General features: G+C 70.0%; 14 protein-coding genes and 1 pseudogene. 11 read left to right on the forward strand and 4 right to left on the reverse strand.

Annotation, left to right across the window (positions count from 1 at the left end):
• Nucleotides 1-73 precede the first annotated feature (73 nt).
• From glmU to IF12_RS0110220, 9 genes and pseudogenes are all read left to right on the forward strand, one after another.
• Nucleotides 74-1,504 (forward strand): bifunctional UDP-N-acetylglucosamine diphosphorylase/glucosamine-1-phosphate N-acetyltransferase GlmU, encoded by a 1,431-nt coding sequence (gene glmU / locus IF12_RS0110180; protein WP_030157616.1) that lies wholly within the window; start codon nt 74-76, stop codon nt 1,502-1,504.
• A 98-nt stretch (nt 1,505-1,602) separates the two neighbouring features.
• Nucleotides 1,603-2,586: a ribose-phosphate diphosphokinase gene (locus tag IF12_RS0110185; protein ID WP_030157617.1), complete on the forward strand. Its 984-nt coding sequence runs from the start codon at nt 1,603-1,605 to the stop codon at nt 2,584-2,586.
• A gap of 171 nt (nt 2,587-2,757) precedes the next feature.
• On the forward strand, nt 2,758-3,381 hold the full coding sequence (locus IF12_RS0110190) for a 50S ribosomal protein L25/general stress protein Ctc (RefSeq protein ID WP_231492489.1): 624 nt from the start codon (nt 2,758-2,760) through the stop codon (nt 3,379-3,381).
• Between the two features lie 11 nt (nt 3,382-3,392).
• On the forward strand, nt 3,393-3,980 hold the full coding sequence (gene pth, locus IF12_RS0110195; protein WP_030157619.1) for an aminoacyl-tRNA hydrolase: 588 nt from the start codon (nt 3,393-3,395) through the stop codon (nt 3,978-3,980).
• 110 nt (nt 3,981-4,090) lie between these two features.
• Nucleotides 4,091-5,587: a sugar transferase gene (locus tag IF12_RS0110200; RefSeq protein WP_231492491.1), complete on the forward strand. Its 1,497-nt coding sequence runs from the start codon at nt 4,091-4,093 to the stop codon at nt 5,585-5,587.
• A gap of 125 nt (nt 5,588-5,712) precedes the next feature.
• Nucleotides 5,713-6,537 carry a 3'(2'),5'-bisphosphate nucleotidase CysQ gene (locus IF12_RS0110205; protein ID WP_081913458.1) on the forward strand — a complete coding sequence of 275 codons (825 nt, stop codon included), beginning with the start codon at nt 5,713-5,715 and terminating at the stop codon, nt 6,535-6,537.
• A gap of 71 nt (nt 6,538-6,608) precedes the next feature.
• A pseudogene (gene cysD, locus IF12_RS0110210) lies at nt 6,609-7,520 on the forward strand (sulfate adenylyltransferase subunit CysD); the annotation flags it as partial.
• Nucleotides 7,520-8,818: a sulfate adenylyltransferase subunit 1 gene (locus IF12_RS0110215; protein ID WP_030157624.1), complete on the forward strand. Its 1,299-nt coding sequence runs from the start codon at nt 7,520-7,522 to the stop codon at nt 8,816-8,818. The pseudogene cysD and the gene IF12_RS0110215, both read left to right, overlap by 1 nt.
• 149 nt (nt 8,819-8,967) lie before the next feature.
• A complete protein-coding gene (locus tag IF12_RS0110220) occupies nt 8,968-9,861 on the forward strand; it encodes a hypothetical protein (RefSeq protein ID WP_030157626.1) in 894 nt (297 codons plus the stop codon).
• A 63-nt stretch (nt 9,862-9,924) separates the two neighbouring features.
• On the opposite strand, the gene IF12_RS0110225 is transcribed toward IF12_RS0110220, so the two are convergent.
• From IF12_RS0110225 to IF12_RS24010, 4 genes are all read right to left on the reverse strand, one after another.
• A complete protein-coding gene (locus IF12_RS0110225; protein ID WP_030157628.1) occupies nt 9,925-10,569 on the reverse strand; it encodes a hypothetical protein in 645 nt (214 codons plus the stop codon).
• A 10-nt stretch (nt 10,570-10,579) separates the two neighbouring features.
• Nucleotides 10,580-11,197 carry a DUF305 domain-containing protein gene (locus IF12_RS0110230; protein ID WP_035748748.1) on the reverse strand — a complete coding sequence of 206 codons (618 nt, stop codon included), beginning with the start codon at nt 11,195-11,197 and terminating at the stop codon, nt 10,580-10,582.
• An 85-nt stretch (nt 11,198-11,282) separates the two neighbouring features.
• Nucleotides 11,283-12,065: a DUF3105 domain-containing protein gene (locus tag IF12_RS24005; protein ID WP_051704216.1), complete on the reverse strand. Its 783-nt coding sequence runs from the start codon at nt 12,063-12,065 to the stop codon at nt 11,283-11,285.
• A 201-nt stretch (nt 12,066-12,266) separates the two neighbouring features.
• A complete protein-coding gene (locus IF12_RS24010) occupies nt 12,267-12,959 on the reverse strand; it encodes a DUF3105 domain-containing protein (RefSeq protein WP_051704217.1) in 693 nt (230 codons plus the stop codon).
• 158 nt (nt 12,960-13,117) lie between these two features.
• On the opposite strand from IF12_RS24010, the gene argS reads away from it, so the two are divergent.
• Complete coding sequence (gene argS, locus IF12_RS0110245) at nt 13,118-14,767, forward strand: arginine--tRNA ligase (RefSeq protein WP_030157637.1); 1,650 nt, start codon at nt 13,118-13,120, stop codon at nt 14,765-14,767.
• Nucleotides 14,767-16,167 carry a diaminopimelate decarboxylase gene (gene lysA, locus IF12_RS0110250; RefSeq protein ID WP_030157639.1) on the forward strand — a complete coding sequence of 467 codons (1,401 nt, stop codon included), beginning with the start codon at nt 14,767-14,769 and terminating at the stop codon, nt 16,165-16,167. The genes argS and lysA overlap by 1 nt, the downstream gene beginning before the upstream one ends.
• The last annotated feature ends 29 nt before the right edge of the window (nt 16,168-16,196 follow it).

Here is a 16,196-nt window from a genome sequence, read left to right on the forward strand (position 1 = left end):
TAATGAACCCCTTCGGGGCGCGTCGGTCGACCGGGCCCGTACACCTCCCCGCAACCGACTACCATGGCCCATCATGAGCAGTGAGCGTTCGGCGATCATCCTGGCCGCTGGCCTGGGCACCCGCATGAAGTCGACCCGTCCCAAAGTCCTCCACGAGCTGCTCGGCCGCTCGCTGCTGGGGCACGTCCTGCGCAGCGTCAAGGCCGCCGGGCCCGAGCGCCAGATCGTGGTTGTCGGCGCCGCCGCCGACCAGGTCCGCGCCCACCTCGCCGAGCACGCCCCCGAGGCCGCGACCGTCTTCCAGGACAAGCAGCTCGGCACCGGCCACGCCGTGCGCGTCGCCATGGAGGCGAACCCGGACCTGACCGGCACCGTCCTCGTCGCCGCCGGCGACACCCCGCTGCTGCGCGCCGAGACCCTCGCCGAACTCCTCGCCGTCCACGAGAAGAACCGCAACGCCGCCACCGTCCTGACCGCCGTGGTCGAGGACCCGCACGGCCTCGGCCGCATCGTGCGCGACGGCGACGGCAGCGTGCTGCGCATCGTCGAGCACCGCGACGCCGACCCCGAGGAACTGGCCATCGACGAGGTCAACTCCGCGATCTACGCCTTCGACGCCGAGGTCCTGCGCGCCCAGCTCGCCCGCCTCGACACCGCCAACGACCAGGGCGAGGAATACCTCACCGACGTGCTCGAACTCGCCCGCGAGGCCGGGCACGCCATCGGCGCGGTCGTCGTCGACGACCCCACCGAGGTCCTCGGCTGCAACGACCGCGCCCAGCTCGCCGCCCTGCGCCGCATCCTCCAGGGCCGCATCAACACCGAGCTGATGAAGTCCGGCGTCACCATGGAGGACCCCGAGACCACCTGGATCGACGCCACCGCCAAGGTCGCCCCCGACGTCCTGATCCACCCCGGCGTGCAGCTCAAGGGCGCCAGCGCCGTCGACACCGGCGCCGAGATCGGCCCCGACACGACCCTGACCGACACCATCGTCGGCGCCGGCGCGGTCGTGGTGCGCAGCCACGCCGACCAGGCCACCGTCGGCGAAGGCGCCCACGTCGGCCCCTTCGCGCACCTGCGCCCGGCCTCCAAACTCGCCGAGGACGCCAAGGTCGGCGCGTTCGTCGAGACCAAGAACGTCGAGATCGGCCCCGGCGCGAAGGCCAACCACCTCGCCTACCTCGGCGACGCCACCGTCGGCGCCAAGGCCAACATCGGCTGCGGGGTCATCACCGCCAACTACGACGGGGTCAACAAGCACCGCACCGAGATCGGCGAGGCCGCCTTCATCGGCTGCGACAGCGTCCTGGTCGCCCCCGTCTCGGTCGGCGACGGCGCCTACGTCGCCGCCGGCTCCACCATCGTCAAGGACGTCGAGCCCGGCGACCTCGGCGTCGCCCGCGCCCGCCAGGCCTCCCTCCCCGGCTGGGTCGCCATGAAGCGCCCCGGCACGGTCTCCGACAAGGCCGCGAAGCGCGCCAAGGGAGTGTCCGGAGGGTGACGCGACACTTAAAGACCCGGTCCCCTCGCGCCTGCGGACCGGGCAGGGGACACTGGAGCCGTCACAGGTTCAGGTGAGACGACCTATGGGGGAGCCCAATGGCGAGCATGTCCGCTTCCAACTCCAAGATGCTCATGCTGTTCTCCGGGCGCGCCTACCCGGAGCTGGCTGAGGAGATCGGCAAGCACCTCGGGGTCGCGCCGACCCCGATGAGCGCCTACTCGTTCGCGAACGGCGAACTGTTCGTGCGCTACCAGGAGTCCGTACGCGGATGCGACGCCTTCGTCGTCCAGTCTATGCCCGCGCCGATCAACGAATGGGTCATGGAGACCCTCATCATGATCGACGCGCTCAAGCGCGGCTCGGCCAAACGCATCACCGTCGTGCTGCCGTTCTACCCCTATGCACGCCAGGACAAGAAGCACCGCGGCCGCGAGCCGATCTCCGCGCGCCTCATGGCCGACCTGCTCAAGACCGCCGGCGCTGACCGCATCCTCACCGTCGACCTCCACACCGCCCAGATCCAGGGCTTCTTCGACGGCCCCGTGGACCACCTCTTCGCCATGGGCATCCTCGCGCGCTACGTGGAAGAGAAGTACGCCGACCGCCAGATGGCGATCGTCTCGCCCGACACCGGCCGCGTGCGCCTCGCCGAGCGCTGGTCCGACCGCCTCGGCGGCTGCCCCATCGCGTTCGTGCACAAGACCCGCGACCCGCTCAAGCCCAACCAGGTCGTCGCCCACAAGGTGGTCGGCGACGTCGAGGGCCGCACCTGCCTGCTCATCGACGACATGATCGACACCGCCGGCACCATCTGCTCGGCCGCCGAGATGCTCCACCAGTCCGGCGTCGAGGACATCGTGATCGCCTCCACCCACCCGATCATGTCCGGCCCCGCCGCCGAGCGCCTCGCCGCCGCCCCCGTCAGCGAGGTCATCGTGACCAACACGCTGCCGCTGCCCAAAGAAGCCGCCGACCTCGAGAAGCTCACCGTCCTCTCCATCGCCCCGCTGGTCGCCAAGGCCATCTGGGAGGTCTTCAACGACGGCTCGGTCACGACCCTCTTCGGCGGTCTTTCGTAGGTCACACCGCGACGCCCGTGTCAAGCCCGATCCGACGCGCGTAGTACTCTGGTGGGGTTGCCGACGGCGAGGGTGTCCTCCAGAGGGCGCCGTAATCGACGCGAGGCGTAGGTCTCTTTCAGGGCTGACCGCCCTTCTGAATGCCGACGTGAGCGTCGAGCGCCGCATGAAATGTTGCTTGAAAAACAGGGGAGTATTTCCGTGTCCGAAGTTCGTATCAGCGCCGAGCCTCGCACTGACTTCGGGAAGGGCGGTGCCCGCCGTACGCGCCGGGCTGGAAAGGTTCCCGCGGTGGTCTACGGCCACGGCGAGAAGCCGACCCACATCTCCCTTCCCGGGCTCGAGTTCGCCGCCGCCATCCGCAAGGGCGGCGCCAACCAGCTCATCAGCGTCGAGGTCTCCGACGGCTCCCGCGTCCTGGTGATCCCCAAGGACATCCAGCGCGACGCGCTCCGCGACGACATCGTCCACGCCGACCTCCTGATCGTGCGCCAGGGCGAGACCATCACCACCGACATCCCGATCAACTACGTCGGCGAGGGCGAGAAGGGCGGGCTCGTGGTGCACGAGCTCAACACCCTGACCGTCGAGGTCGCCGCCACCGCGATCCCCGAGACCATCGAGGTCAGCATCGAGGGCCTCGCGATCGGCTCGCAGCGCTACGTCCGTGAGATCACCGTGCCCGAGGGCATCGTCATCCTCACCGACGGCGACCAGGTCGTCGCCTCCGTCAGCGAGCCCCGCGGCGAAGCCGACGCCGAGGACGAGGCCGCCGAGGGCGAAGCCGCCGAGTAGTCGAGACGACGATGACCGACACCCCGACGCTCGTGGCCGGCCTGGGCAACCCCGGACCGAAGTACGCCGCGAACCGTCACAATGTCGGCTTCATGGTCGCCGACGCGCTCGCCCGACGCGTCGGCGGCCGATTCGCCGTGGCCCGCAAGGCCCGCGCCGAAGTCTGCGAGGCCCGCCTGGGGGTAGGCGGGCCTCGCTTCATCCTCGTCAAACCCCTGACCTACATGAACCTCTCGGGCGAGGCCGTCGGGCCGCTCGCCCAGTACTTCGGCGTCGCACCGGAATCGGTCATCGCCGTCCACGACGAGCTCGACATCCCCTTCGGGCAGCTGCGGATCAAGCGCGGCGGCGGCGAAGGCGGCCACAACGGCCTGCGCTCGCTCTCGAAGGTCCTGGGCACCAAGGACTACGCCCGGGTGCGCTTCGGCATCGGCCGCCCGCCCGGCCGCCAGGACGCGGCCGACTACGTCCTCAAGGACTTCGCCAAGGCCGAACGCCCCGAAGTGGACCTCCAGATCGAGCTCGCCGCCGACGCCGTCGAGGCCATCGTCGAAAAGGGCTTCGTCATGGCGCAGAACGCCTTCAACGCGCCCACCTAGGCCCGCCCTTTTCAACCTGCCGAATACGCCGCCCTCAGTGGACGCATCCTCATGTACTCCTTAGCGTGACATCACCGTCACTCTTCGTCCACTGAGTCGTTAGTTCGGTTGTGACGGTTGCAGAGGCGCACGGGAGCGCGCAGGACACGCAGGCGCGGGGGCGCGTCTACTCCATCGGTCCCCAGGGGACCCGCCCCTACGGCGGCCCGCCCGCCTGGCAGCGCAAGTACTTCGCCGGGATCATCGGCTCCGACATCGCCGCCGGGCTCCTCGGCGCCGGCCTCGCCTTCCTCGCCCGCTTCGGCCATCTCGACCAGCACAGCCGCGTGTACGCGCTGGCGCTCATCGCGCTGCCCGCCGTGTGGGTCGCCGTCCTCGGCCTCTCGCGGGCCTTCGAGAAGCGGTACCTGTTCGTCGGCACCGAGGAGTACCAGCGCGTCGTCCACGCCGCGGTGGCCCTGACCGCCGCGGTCGCCATCGTCTCCTACGGACTCGAAGTGCCGACCTCGCGCGTGTTCGTCCTCATCGCGATCCCCACGGCCGCGGCGGTCTCCATCCTCGCCCGCTTCGGCTGGCGCAAATGGCTGCACCGGATGCGCCGCGGCGGGCGATGTATGAAGCGGGTGGTCCTGGTCGGGCACGAGTCCTCGGTGGCCGCGCTCATCGTGCAGTTGCGCCGCGAGCACTACCACGGCCTCAACGTCGTCGCCGCGTGCCTGCCGACCGAACGGCCGCGGGGGGCGCTGCTGGACTTCGACACCCGCGTGCGCGGCAGCTTCGACCGCATCGCCGAGGCCGTGTCCGCCGAGCGCGCCGACACCGTGATCGTCCTGTCCTGCCCCGAGATCGACGGCACCGCGCTGCGGCGCCTGGCCTGGAAGCTCGAACGCAGCGAGGTCGACCTCATAGTCGCCTCCGCGCTCGTGGACGTGGCGGGGGACCGCACCACCGTCCGCCCCGTCGACGGCCTGCCGATGCTCCACCTCGACCACGCGCGTCTCACCGGGGTCCGCCGCTGGGCCAAGGGCACCGTCGACCGCATCGGCGCCGCCGGACTGCTCCTGGCGCTCTCGCCGCTGCTGCTCGCCACGGCCTTCCTCATCCGCTGCACCTCGCCGGGGCCGGCCCTGTTCAAGCAGGAGCGCATCGGCAAGGACGGGCAGCCGTTCACCATCTGGAAGTTCCGCACCATGTACACCGACGCCGAGCGGCGCCTGGCGCACCTGTCCGACCGCAACGAGTGCGACGCCGTCCTGTTCAAGATGAAGGACGACCCGCGCATCACCGCCGTCGGGAAGTACCTGCGCCGCTTCTCGATCGACGAGTTCCCGCAGTTGGTGAACGTGCTGCGCGGCGACATGAGCCTGGTCGGGCCGCGCCCGCCGCTGGCCACCGAGGTCGCCGCCTACGAGGCCGACATGCGCCGCCGCCTGGCCGTCAAGCCCGGCATGACCGGCCTGTGGCAGGTCTCGGGCCGCTCGGACCTGCCGTGGGAGGAGGCCGTGCGCCTCGACCTGCGCTATGTCGAGCACTGGAACCTCACGCTCGACTTCGTGATCCTGCTGCGCACCGTCACCGCGATCCTGCGCCCCCAGGGCGCCTACTGAGACCGGCGCGAGCCTTTCGCACGTTCCGGACCCTGCTCGTCAGAAAGCGAAAAATGTCTCCCGTATACCGGGACCACCTCGCCCAACATTTGGACGGGGAAGGGCCGCAGCGTAGACTTTCCGGCATGCACGAAGCCCCCGACTCCGCGTCAGCGACCGGAGTCCCGACAGCCACGTCCGAGGCCGCCGCTGCCGCCGACGTGGGCTTCGCCGCCGACCTCGCCGCCGGCGCGGGGGAGCTGCTGCTGGCGCTCCGGTCCGAACTCGGCTTCGACGACCCGCGCGCGCTCAAGGCCGCCGGCGACCGCGAGGCCGACGCCTACCTGCTCGGGCGCCTCGCCGCCGAGCGCCCCGGCGACGCCGTGCTCTCCGAAGAGGGCAAGGGCGAGCAGGGCCGCGTCGGCACCGCGCGACTCGAGGCCGACCGGGTGTGGATCATCGACCCGCTCGACGGCACCCGCGAGTACGCCGAGGAAGGCCGCGACGACTGGGCCGTGCACGTCGCCCTGTGGCAGCGGGGCCTCGGCCTCACCGCGGCCGCCGTCGCGCTCCCCGCGCAGGGGACCCTCCTGCGCACCGACGTCCGCCACGAGGTCCCCGCGGCCCGCTCCGGCAGGCCGCGCATCGCCGTCTCCCGCACCCGCCCGCCCGCCGAGGCCCACGCCTCGGCCGAGGCGCTCGGCGCCGAACTCGTCCCCATGGGCTCGGCCGGGGCGAAGGCCATGGCCGTCGTCACCGGCGCCGTGGACGCCTACGTGCACTCCGGCGGGCAGTTCGAGTGGGACTCCGCCGCCCCCGTGGCCGTGGCGCTCGCCTCTGGCTGGCACGCCTCGCGGATCGACGGCGATCCGCTGCGGTACAACAACCCCGATCCGTACCTGCCGGACCTGCTGGTCTGTCGCCCCGACCTGGCCGAGCCCGTGCTCAAGGCCGTCGCAGGATCGCACTGACCAACCCGGCCTTCAGGGCCGGGTCACCGAGAACGACACGCAACCCCGTACGGGGTCGAGCTGAGAGGAGCACTGCGCCGGTGAGCGACTACCGCATCAGCCACATCGCCGCGCTGGAGGCCGAGGCGATCTTCATCTTCCGTGAGGTCGCGGCCACCTGTCAGCGCCCTGTGCTGCTCTTCTCCGGGGGCAAGGACTCGATCGTGATGCTGCACCTGGCGCAGAAGGCGTTCGCGCCCGCGCCGGTGCCGTTCCCGGTTATGCACGTCGACACCGGGCAGAACTTCGCCGAGGTCATCGACTACCGCGACCGCCGGGTGGCCGAGACGGGCGTGCAACTGCTCGTCGCCTCCGTGCAGGACGCGATCGACCGCGGCATGGTCACCGAGCCGCCGGACGGGACCCGCAACCGCATCCAGACGCCGGTCCTGCTCGAAGCGGCCGAGAAGTACCAGTTCGACGCCCTGTTCGGCGGGGCCCGCCGCGACGAGGAGAAGGCCCGCGCCAAGGAGCGCGTGTTCTCCTTCCGCGACGACTTCGGCCAGTGGGACCCCAAGAACCAGCGGCCCGAGCTGTGGAACCTGTACAACGGCCGGGTGCACCCCGGCGAGCAGATCCGCGTCTTCCCGCTGTCGAACTGGACCGAACTCGACGTGTGGCGCTACATCGGCTCGGAGTCGATCCCGCTGCCCGAGGTGTACTTCGCCTCCGAGCGCGAAGTGGTCGACCGCGGCGGGATGCTCTACGCCGTCAACGAGTTCATCAAGCTCCGCGAGGGCGAGACGGTCTTCAAGGAGACCGTCCGCTACCGCACCGTGGGCGACGCGAACCTGACCGCGGGCGTGCGCTCGCACGCGACCACGATCGACGAGATCATCGCCGAGGTCGCGGCCACGCGCGTGACCGAGCGCGGCGCGACCCGCGGGGACGACAAGACCTCCGAGGCCGCGATGGAAGACCGGAAACGGGAAGGCTACTTCTGATGACGGACACCATGTCGCCCCCCGAGGACAGCAGGGTCTCGCGCGAGGACACGCACGAGCTGCTGCGCTTCGCCACGGCCGGTTCGGTGGACGACGGCAAGTCGACCCTCATCGGGCGGCTCCTGTACGACTCGAAGGCGCTCTTCGACGACCAGTGGGACGCCGTCGAGGCCGTCAGCGCCGGGCGCGGCGACGAGTACACCGACCTCGCGCTCCTGACCGACGGCCTGCGCTCCGAACGCGAGCAGGGCATCACGATCGACGTGGCCTACCGCTACTTCTCCACGCCCGAGCGCAAGTTCATCATCGCGGACACGCCCGGGCACATCCAGTACACGCGCAACATGGTCACCGGCGCCTCGACCGCCGACCTGGCGCTGATCCTGGTCGACGCCCGTAAGGGCCTGGTGGAGCAGTCAAGGCGCCACGCGTTCCTGTGCTCGCTGCTGCGCGTGCCGCACATGGTCCTGTGCGTCAACAAGATGGACCTGGTGGACTACGACGAGGCGGTCTTCAAGCAGATCGAGAACGAGTTCAAGGCGTTCGCGACCAAGCTCGAGGTCCCTGACCTCACCGTCATCCCGATCTCGGCGCTCAAGGGCGACAACGTGGTCAACCGCTCCGAGCACATGCCGTGGTTCCAGGGCCCGAGCCTGCTGCACCACCTGGAGAAGGTCCACATCGCCTCGGACCGGAACCTCGTGGACGTGCGCTTCCCCGTCCAGCACGTGATCCGGCCGCATTCGAGCGACAACCACGACTACCGCGGCTACGCGGGCCAGATCGCCTCGGGCGTCATGAAGCCCGGCGACGACGTCACGGTGCTCCCGAGCGGGTTCACCTCGAAGATCGCCTCGATCGAGACCGCCGACGGACCTCTGGACGAGGCCTTCCCGCCGTTGAGCGTGACGGTGCGCCTGGAGGACGAGCTCGACGTCTCGCGCGGCGACATGCTGTGCCGTCCGGGGAACCAGCCGCGGGTCTCGCAGGACATCGAGGCGATGGTGTGCTGGATGGACGAGGCGAGGCCGCTGCGGGTGCGGGGCAAGTACGCCATCAAGCACACCACCGCGGACGTGCGCGCGATCGTCAAGGACGTGCAGTACCAGCTCGACGTGAACACGCTCCACCGCGACGAGTCGGCGAACGAGCTGCGGCTCAACGAGATCGGGCGGGTCACCTTCCGCACGACCAAGCCGCTGCTGTGCGACGACTACCGCCGCAACCGTTCCACAGGAGGCTTCATAGTCATAGACGAAGCCGACAACCGAACCGTGGCCGCAGGCATCATCGTCTAGACAGGACAACGCATCTGGGCCCGGACCGCTTGGCGGTCCGGGCCCAGATGCATTGTCCTGCTTAGTGACAGGAGTCATATCCGCGCGCGGGTTCGAGTCGGAGTGTCGAAACACGAATCGCGTGTTGAGCTTCAATACCGTTTCATGTCATGGTCACCCATTCCCATGAAGTCCCCATCCGCTTGTTCCAGGCCCGTCCGGAACTGGCCGCGAAGCTGCTCGTCAAAACGCTCGGGGCGGCACTGCCGCCGTACGCAGGCGCCCTCTCCGAGTCCGAGGCGCTCACCAACAACGATCCGCTCGAACTCAACTGCGACAACGCGGCCGTGTTCCGCGACGAGGCGGGGGTGCCCGTCTTCGCGGTCATCACCGAGGTCCAACGGAGCCAGGACAATCGGAAGCAGTACAGCTGGCCGATGTACCTGACGATTCTCCGGGCCCGTCTCAAGTGCCCGGTGCGACTGCTGGTGTTCTGCACCGATACGGCGACGGCCGCCTGGGCGAGGGGCCCGATCGAGGTCGGACCACCGGGTTTCACGCTCTTCGCGGATGTCATCGACCCGGAGGACTTCATGGAGGCGGACACGGATGAGGACCCCATGGACGCCGTGGAGATCCTGATCCTCAAGGCGGCTTGCGGCAAGGGCCCACAGGCCGTGCCGATCGCCCACACGCTCGGCCGGAGGCTCAACGAGCTTTCCGAGGCCGACCGCCAGCAGTATGCTGGATGGGCGATGCAACTTCTCTCGACCGAAGCATGCAACGTACTGGAGGAATACATGAGCATGACGTACCAGGAGTACCTGGAGAGCCCGGCCGGCAAGCTGGAACTCAAAGGCGAAGCGCGCGGTGAAGCACGTGGCGAAGCGCGTGGCGAAGCGCGCGGGAAGGCCAAGTCGGTGCTCGACCTGCTGAGAATGAGAGGTATCGAGGTTCCGGATGCCGCTCGTGTGCGGATTCTGGCCTGCACCGATTCGGATCAGGCGGACCGCTGGTTCACCACTGCCTTCAGCGCCTCCCGGGTCGAGGACCTCTTCGACTGACTCGGTTCATGCCGTATGACCAGCGGGGCCCGGGGCGCGGTGCGCTTCGGGCCTTTGTTGTTGTCAGGGGTTGATCCAGGCTCCTATGGAGATCAGGCTTGCTGCCGACAGGCCCAGGACCGCTGTCGCCACTGCCGCCGCTGCGAGGAGCCTCAGCGGCGTCTGGGTCCAGTCCGGGCCCATCTGGCGCCGCATCGCCGGCATCGAACCGGTGCCCGGCTCCTGCTGCGGCGACTCGACCGCCTCGGGCATCTCCTCCTGCCGCGGGCGCATGAACGCCGCCGTCGGCAACAACTGCGTGTCCCCGTGCACGCCCCCGCCCGTGCGGACCCGGTCCACCTGCACGGTGACCGGACCGACCGAGCCTCGCAGCCCGTCGCCCACCCTCGCGAACTGCGTCGTGTCGTCAGGGCGGACCGCCTCCTCGGCGCGGACCCGCTGCTGCGGCCCCGTGAAACTCGCCGCGCCCTCCCGGCCCACGCGCGGGACCGACCAGCTCCCCGGCTCCGAATGCGCCCCCGCCCTCGGCGCCGAGGCTTCCCAGCTGTAGCGGTGCCTCGCGGGCTCCGGTTCCGGCTCCTCGGCGACCGTGTCGACCTGGACCGTCCGCAGCTCGTCGGTGCCCCGGCCGTCGCCCACGCGCGGCAGCTCACCGGTGGTCGGGTGCGACGGGTCGCCGTAGCTCGGCCCCCAGTTGCTGTAGCTCACGGCGGGTTCCCTACTCCTCGACGCTGGAAAGGATCCGGTCCAAGTGGAGTTCGAGGCTCTCGATCTCGGCCTGCTGCACGGTGATCGTGCGCCTGGCCGCGTCCACGACCCGGTCGTCGTCGCTCAGGTCCAGCGCGATCTTGGCCATGTCGACCCCGCCGATGTGGTGCGCGATCATCAGCTCCACGAACATGACGTCGGCCTCGGTCCCGGAGAGGGTCTTGAACTCGGCCATCTCCTCGTCGGTCGCCATGCCGGGCATCAGCCCCGGCGCGTCGCCGTCGTGCGCGTGCTCCTCGCCCGCCCACGCCATCCGCTCGCCGCTGGAGAGCTGGACGCCCCACTCGCGCAGCCACGACCGGTACATGCCGATCTCAGAGCTCTGCGAGGTCGCGATGTCGTAGGCGACGGCCTTGAGCGTCTCGTCGCCGCCGTTCTGCCACTCGTACATCGCCATGTCGACCGCCTGCTGGTGGTGCGTCTGCATGTCCCGGGCGAAACCGGCCTCGACCGAGTCATTGCCCGGAGCGCTCGTGCCCGCGACCCATCCGACCGCGAAGCCCGCCACGAGCATGAGCACCGCGGTGACGGCGATCAGCACCGCGGGCCTGCGCCACAAGCGGCTCATCCGTGTCCTCCCTCGGCGGGCGCTCACCGGAGCGCCCGCGACTTCCCTACATCTAACGAGTGCGGCCCCGAAAGGTTCGCGCCCGTCAGCCGGTCGGGGCGGCGTCCGCGATCGTGGTCGCCACGCCGCCGGAGCAGGTCGCGTTCGACTCGGCCGTGTTGTTGCCGTTGAGGATGTAGAAGCTCAGGAACTCGTCGACGAGCGGGTCGTCGATGTCGTCGGTCTGGTACTGCACGCCCCAGGCCTGCACCGAGACGGCCACGCCCTGGTCCTGGTAGGGGCTCATCAGGGTGTAGTCGCGGCCCTGGATCTTCTCCGAGAGCTGCTCGATGCCGTTGCCGTCGACCAGCGCCGGGTCATACGTCAGCCACACCGCGCCGTGCTCGAGGGAGTGGACGGCGTTGCCGTCGACGATCGGCGCGTCGTACACCGAGCCGGTGCACGTCTGCCAGGCGCCGAGGTGGTTCCCGCCCGCGGGCGGGGAGATCTCGTACTCCGGGACCGCGCTCGGGTCCTCGTTGTCGACGTGCGTCTGCTGCATGACCCACGGGTGCTCGAGGTCGTCCTCGGTGATCTCGCCGTCGGTCAGCGCGTTGCGGACCTCCGAGTAGTTCGCGTACTCGCCGTAGAAGTCGGTGACGCCCTCCGGCGGCTGGCTGCGGTCCCAGACGACGAACACCGCGGCCCCGATCAGGCCGAGCGCGACGACGCCCACGGCGGAGAACGTGAGGATGAGACCCCACGGCTTGGGCTGCTTCACCTGGACGGCGCGGCCCTTGCGGGCGGCCGAGGCGTTCTGCGCTTTGCCGGCGCTCTTGACCGCGCCCTTGGGGGCGGTCTTCGATGCGGTCTGCTTCTTTGATGCCATTTCGCGGGGCGTGCCTTATTCCTCGACGACGGTTGAAGCCGGAGCGGCGCCGGGGAGGGCCCGGTGTGATTGCCACTCGCGTAGGCCACCTTACCTTGCAGGCCGCCGCAGCGCGCCATCCGGCTGCTCCGACCCTCCGAACCCGGTGCGCTGGTCGCGGGCGCATTCACCCGCCCGTCCGCGACCCGGCCCCGGACGCGCCTACTCCAGGTCGCCGGCGGTCGTCGACACCCCGCCGCCGCAGGTCGCCATCACCTCGGGGTTGTACCGCTCGTTGAGGATGTACGCGTCCAGGTAGGCCGCGATCCGCGGATCGGCCGGGTCCTCGGTCTGGAGCCGGTTCCCCCACGACTGGAGCGACACCGCGACCCCTTGACCGGGGTACGGGCTCATCAGGCTGTAGTCCCGGCCCACGATCAAGGCCGCCAGTGCCTCCACCGCCGCCTCGTCCACCAGCGCCGGGTCGTAGGTCAGCCACACCGCGCCGTGCTCCAGCGAGTGGACGGCGTTGCCGTCGACGATCGGCGCGTCGTACACCGAGCCGTTGCACGTCTGCCACTGGCTCAAGTGGTTCCCGCCCGCCGGAGGGGTCAGGTCGTACACCGGCGGCGTCCCGTCCCAGGCCGCGTTCACGTCCACGTGCCCCTGCTCGGCCACCCACGGGTGCTCCAGCTCCTCGGCCGTCACCTGGCTCGACTGGATCGCGCCGATGAGCGTCGCGAAGTCCCCGTACTCGCCGTAGAAGTTCTCCACGCCCTCCACCTCGGCCGGCGCCGCACGGGTCGGCTCGGCCGAACGCTCACCCCCGGGCAGCCCTGGAACGGCCCCGCACCCGGCCAGGGCGGCGAGGGCGAGGGTCGGGGCGATCGCGATCCATCCGTGCAGCCGGCGCATGATAAGGGCCTTTCGTCAAAGTTGCTCACAAGCAACCTACCGGGCACGGCGCCCGCGCCGTCCGCACGCTCACCGCGGGTCGCCCGCGCACCGCACTCGCAGGCCACAACGGCGTTTATCACTCGCAGGCGCCGAAGCAGGGCGTCTACGATTACCGGGTGACTCCTGAGACGCTCGCAGAGAAAGTGCTGTCCGCTACGCGCGCCGCCTTCGAGGCCCTCGGCCTCGACGCCGCCGTGCTCCCCGCCCGAACGGCGGTAGAGCGACCCAGGGACCCCAGCCACGGCGACTACGCCTCCAACATCGCGCTCCAGACGGCCAAGAAGGCCGGGACGAACCCGCGCGCGCTCGCCGAGGCCATCGCCGGCATCCTCTCCGAGACCGACGGCGTCGCCAAGGCCGACATCGCCGGACCGGGCTTCCTCAACATCACCCTCGACGCCGCCGCCGCGGGCGAGATCGCCGGGAAGATCGTCGCCGCCGGGCCCTCCTACGGCGACAACGACGCCATGGCCGGCCACCACGTGAACCTCGAGTTCGTCTCCGCCAACCCGACCGGGCCCGTCCACGTCGGCGGCACCCGCTGGGCCGCGGTCGGCGACGCGCTGGCCCGCCTCATGCGCGCCTCCGGCGCGAAGGTCACCTCCGAGTACTACTTCAACGACGCCGGCTCCCAGATCGACAACTTCAGCGCCTCGCTGCTGGCCGCCGTCAAGGGCGAGCCCGCCCCGGAGAACGGCTACGGCGGCGCCTACATCGGCGAGATCGCCGCCGAGGTCCTCGAGCGGCGCCCCGACGCGCTCGAGGCCGACGACCCGCAGGAGGTCTTCCGGCAGGTCGGCGTCGCGCTCATGTTCGACGAGATCAAGGCCGACCTCGAAGGGTTCGGCACCCACTTCGACGTGTACTTCAACGAGAAGGAACTGCACGACAAGGGCGAACTCGACGCCGCCGTCGAGCGCCTGTCCTCCCTCGGCCACATCTACGAGGCCGACGGGGCGCTGTGGCTGCGCACCACCACCTTCGGCGACGACAAGGACCGCCCGCTCAAGAAGTCCGACGGCGACTGGACCTACTTCGCCGCCGACTGCGCCTACTACCTCGACAAGCGCGAGCGCGGCTTCGACAAGCTCGTGTTCATGCTCGGCGCCGACCACCACGGCTACGTCGGCCGGATGCGGGCGATGAGCCGGGCTTTCGGCGACGAGCCGGACACCATGGAGATCCTCATCGGCCAGATGGTCAACCTCGTGCGCGAGGGCAAGCCCGTGCGGATGTCCAAGCGCAACGGCACCGTCATCTCCCTCAACGACATCGTCGAGGCCGTCGGCGTGGACGCCGCCCGCTACACGCTCGCGCGCTACTCCTCCGACTCCCCGATCGACCTCGACGTCGACCTGCTCACCCGCCATTCGAGCGACAACCCGGTCTACTACGTGCAGTACGCCCACGCGCGCGTCTCCGGCGTCCTGCGCAACGCCGCCGAACGCGGCGTCGACCGCGGCGACACCTACGACGCCGCCCTCCTGACCCACCAGCGCGAATCGGACCTGCTCAAGGCCCTCGCCGAGTTCCCGGCCCAGGTCGCCTCGGCCGCCGAGCTGCGCGAACCCCACCGGGTCGCCCGCTACGCCGAGGAACTCGCCGCCTCCTACCACCGCTTCCAGCACGACTGCCGCGTCCTGCCGTTCCCCGACGAGGAGACCACCCCGGTCAACCGGGCCCGCCTGTGGCTCGTCGACGCCACCCGCGTCGTCCTCGCCAACGCGCTCGGCCTGCTCGGCGTCTCGGCCCCGGAGCGGATGTAATGCGCACCCACGAGGCCGGCGCACTGCACGGCGACTTCGACTTCTCCGCGCTGCGCCCCGGCTGGCTCAGCGTGCCCCAGGACGTCAACGCGATCCTCCCCGAACTGTGGTCCGCCAACGTGGAGCGCTCCGGCGGCGTGCTCCACCTCGGCGGCCTCTCGGTCGAGAAGCTCGCCGCCGAGTTCGGCACCCCCGCCTACGTCCTCGACGAGGACGACTTCCGCGCCCGCTGCCGCGCCTGGAACGACGCCTTCGAAGGCGCCGACGTCTACTACGCCTCCAAGGCCTTCTGCTCCAAGGCCGTCCTGCGCGCCGCCGCCGAAGAGGGCCTCTACGTCGACGTCTGCACCGCCGGCGAACTCGCCGTCGCCCTCGCCGCCGGACTCGAACCCTCCCGCCTGGGCCTGCACGGCAACAACAAGTCCCTCGCCGAACTCCACCAGGCGATCGACCTCGGGGTCGGGCGCATCGTCGCCGACTCCTTCACCGAGATCGAGCGACTCGAGGCCATCGCCGCCGAACTCGGCAAGCGCCCCAAGGTCATGGTCCGCGTCAACGTCGGCGTCGAAGCCCACACCCACGAGTACATCGCCACCGCCCACGAGGACCAGAAGTTCGGCTTCTCCCTCGCCGGCGGCGACGCCTACGAGGCCGCCCGCCGCGTCCTCGCCGCCGAGCACCTCGACCTCGTGGGCCTCCACTCCCACATCGGCTCCCAGATCTTCGACACCGCCGCCTTCGAGGTCTCCGCCGCCCGCGTCGTCCGCCTCCACGCCAAGCTCCAGACCGACCACGACACCGTCCTACCCGAACTCGACCTCGGCGGCGGCTTCGGCATGGCCTACACCACCCAGGACGACCCGCAGGAGCCCGCCGTGATCGCCGCCGCCCTGCGCGGCATCGTCGAGCACGAGTGCGCCGCCGCCGGGATCGAGGTCCCGCGCCTGTCCTTCGAGCCCGGCCGCGCCCTCATCGGCCCGGCCGTGTTCACCCTCTACGAGGTCGGCACCGTCAAACCCGTCACACTCTCGGCCGGCGCCTCCCGCCTCTACGTCTCGGTCGACGGCGGCATCAGCGACAACATCCGCACCGCGCTCTACGACGCGACCTACTCGGCGACGCTCGCCTCGCGTTCGTCCACTGCGATCCCCGCGCTGGCCCGAGTAGTGGGAAAGCATTGCGAATCGGGCGACATTGTTGTTAAAGATGAGTTCCTCCCGGCCGACATCGCGCCGGGGGACCTGATCGCGGTCCCGGGGACCGGCGCCTACTGCCGCTCCATGGGATCGAACTACAACCACGTGCCCCGCCCGCCGGTCGTGGCCGTCCGCGGCGGCCAGGCCCGGGTGATCCTGGCCCGTGAAACGGTCGACGATCTGCTGCGACTCGACATCGGCTAGTCAAACCCTTGAGGAAGAGGTAATCCAGC

This window comes from Glycomyces sp. NRRL B-16210 (genome assembly GCF_000719515.1).
In the GTDB taxonomy this organism is placed as follows: Bacteria; Actinomycetota; Actinomycetes; order Mycobacteriales; family Micromonosporaceae; genus Glycomyces.

Excerpts from the sequence above, each read along its gene's own strand:
- glmU (WP_030157616.1), top strand. The coding sequence starts at position 74 with ATGAGCAGTGAGCGTTCGGCGATCATCCTGGCCGCTGGCCTGGGCACC.
- IF12_RS0110185 (WP_030157617.1), top strand. The coding sequence starts at position 1,603 with ATGGCGAGCATGTCCGCTTCCAACTCCAAGATGCTCATGCTGTTCTCC.
- IF12_RS0110190 (WP_231492489.1), top strand. The coding sequence starts at position 2,758 with ATGTTGCTTGAAAAACAGGGGAGTATTTCCGTGTCCGAAGTTCGTATC.
- pth (WP_030157619.1), top strand. The coding sequence starts at position 3,393 with ATGACCGACACCCCGACGCTCGTGGCCGGCCTGGGCAACCCCGGACCG.
- IF12_RS0110205 (WP_081913458.1), top strand. The coding sequence starts at position 5,713 with ATGCACGAAGCCCCCGACTCCGCGTCAGCGACCGGAGTCCCGACAGCC.
- IF12_RS0110215 (WP_030157624.1), top strand. The coding sequence starts at position 7,520 with ATGACGGACACCATGTCGCCCCCCGAGGACAGCAGGGTCTCGCGCGAG.
- IF12_RS0110220 (WP_030157626.1), top strand. The coding sequence starts at position 8,968 with ATGGTCACCCATTCCCATGAAGTCCCCATCCGCTTGTTCCAGGCCCGT.
- IF12_RS0110230 (WP_035748748.1), bottom strand. The coding sequence starts at position 11,197 with ATGAGCCGCTTGTGGCGCAGGCCCGCGGTGCTGATCGCCGTCACCGCG.
- IF12_RS24005 (WP_051704216.1), bottom strand. The coding sequence starts at position 12,065 with ATGGCATCAAAGAAGCAGACCGCATCGAAGACCGCCCCCAAGGGCGCG.
- IF12_RS24010 (WP_051704217.1), bottom strand. The coding sequence starts at position 12,959 with ATGCGCCGGCTGCACGGATGGATCGCGATCGCCCCGACCCTCGCCCTC.
- lysA (WP_030157639.1), top strand. The coding sequence starts at position 14,767 with ATGCGCACCCACGAGGCCGGCGCACTGCACGGCGACTTCGACTTCTCC.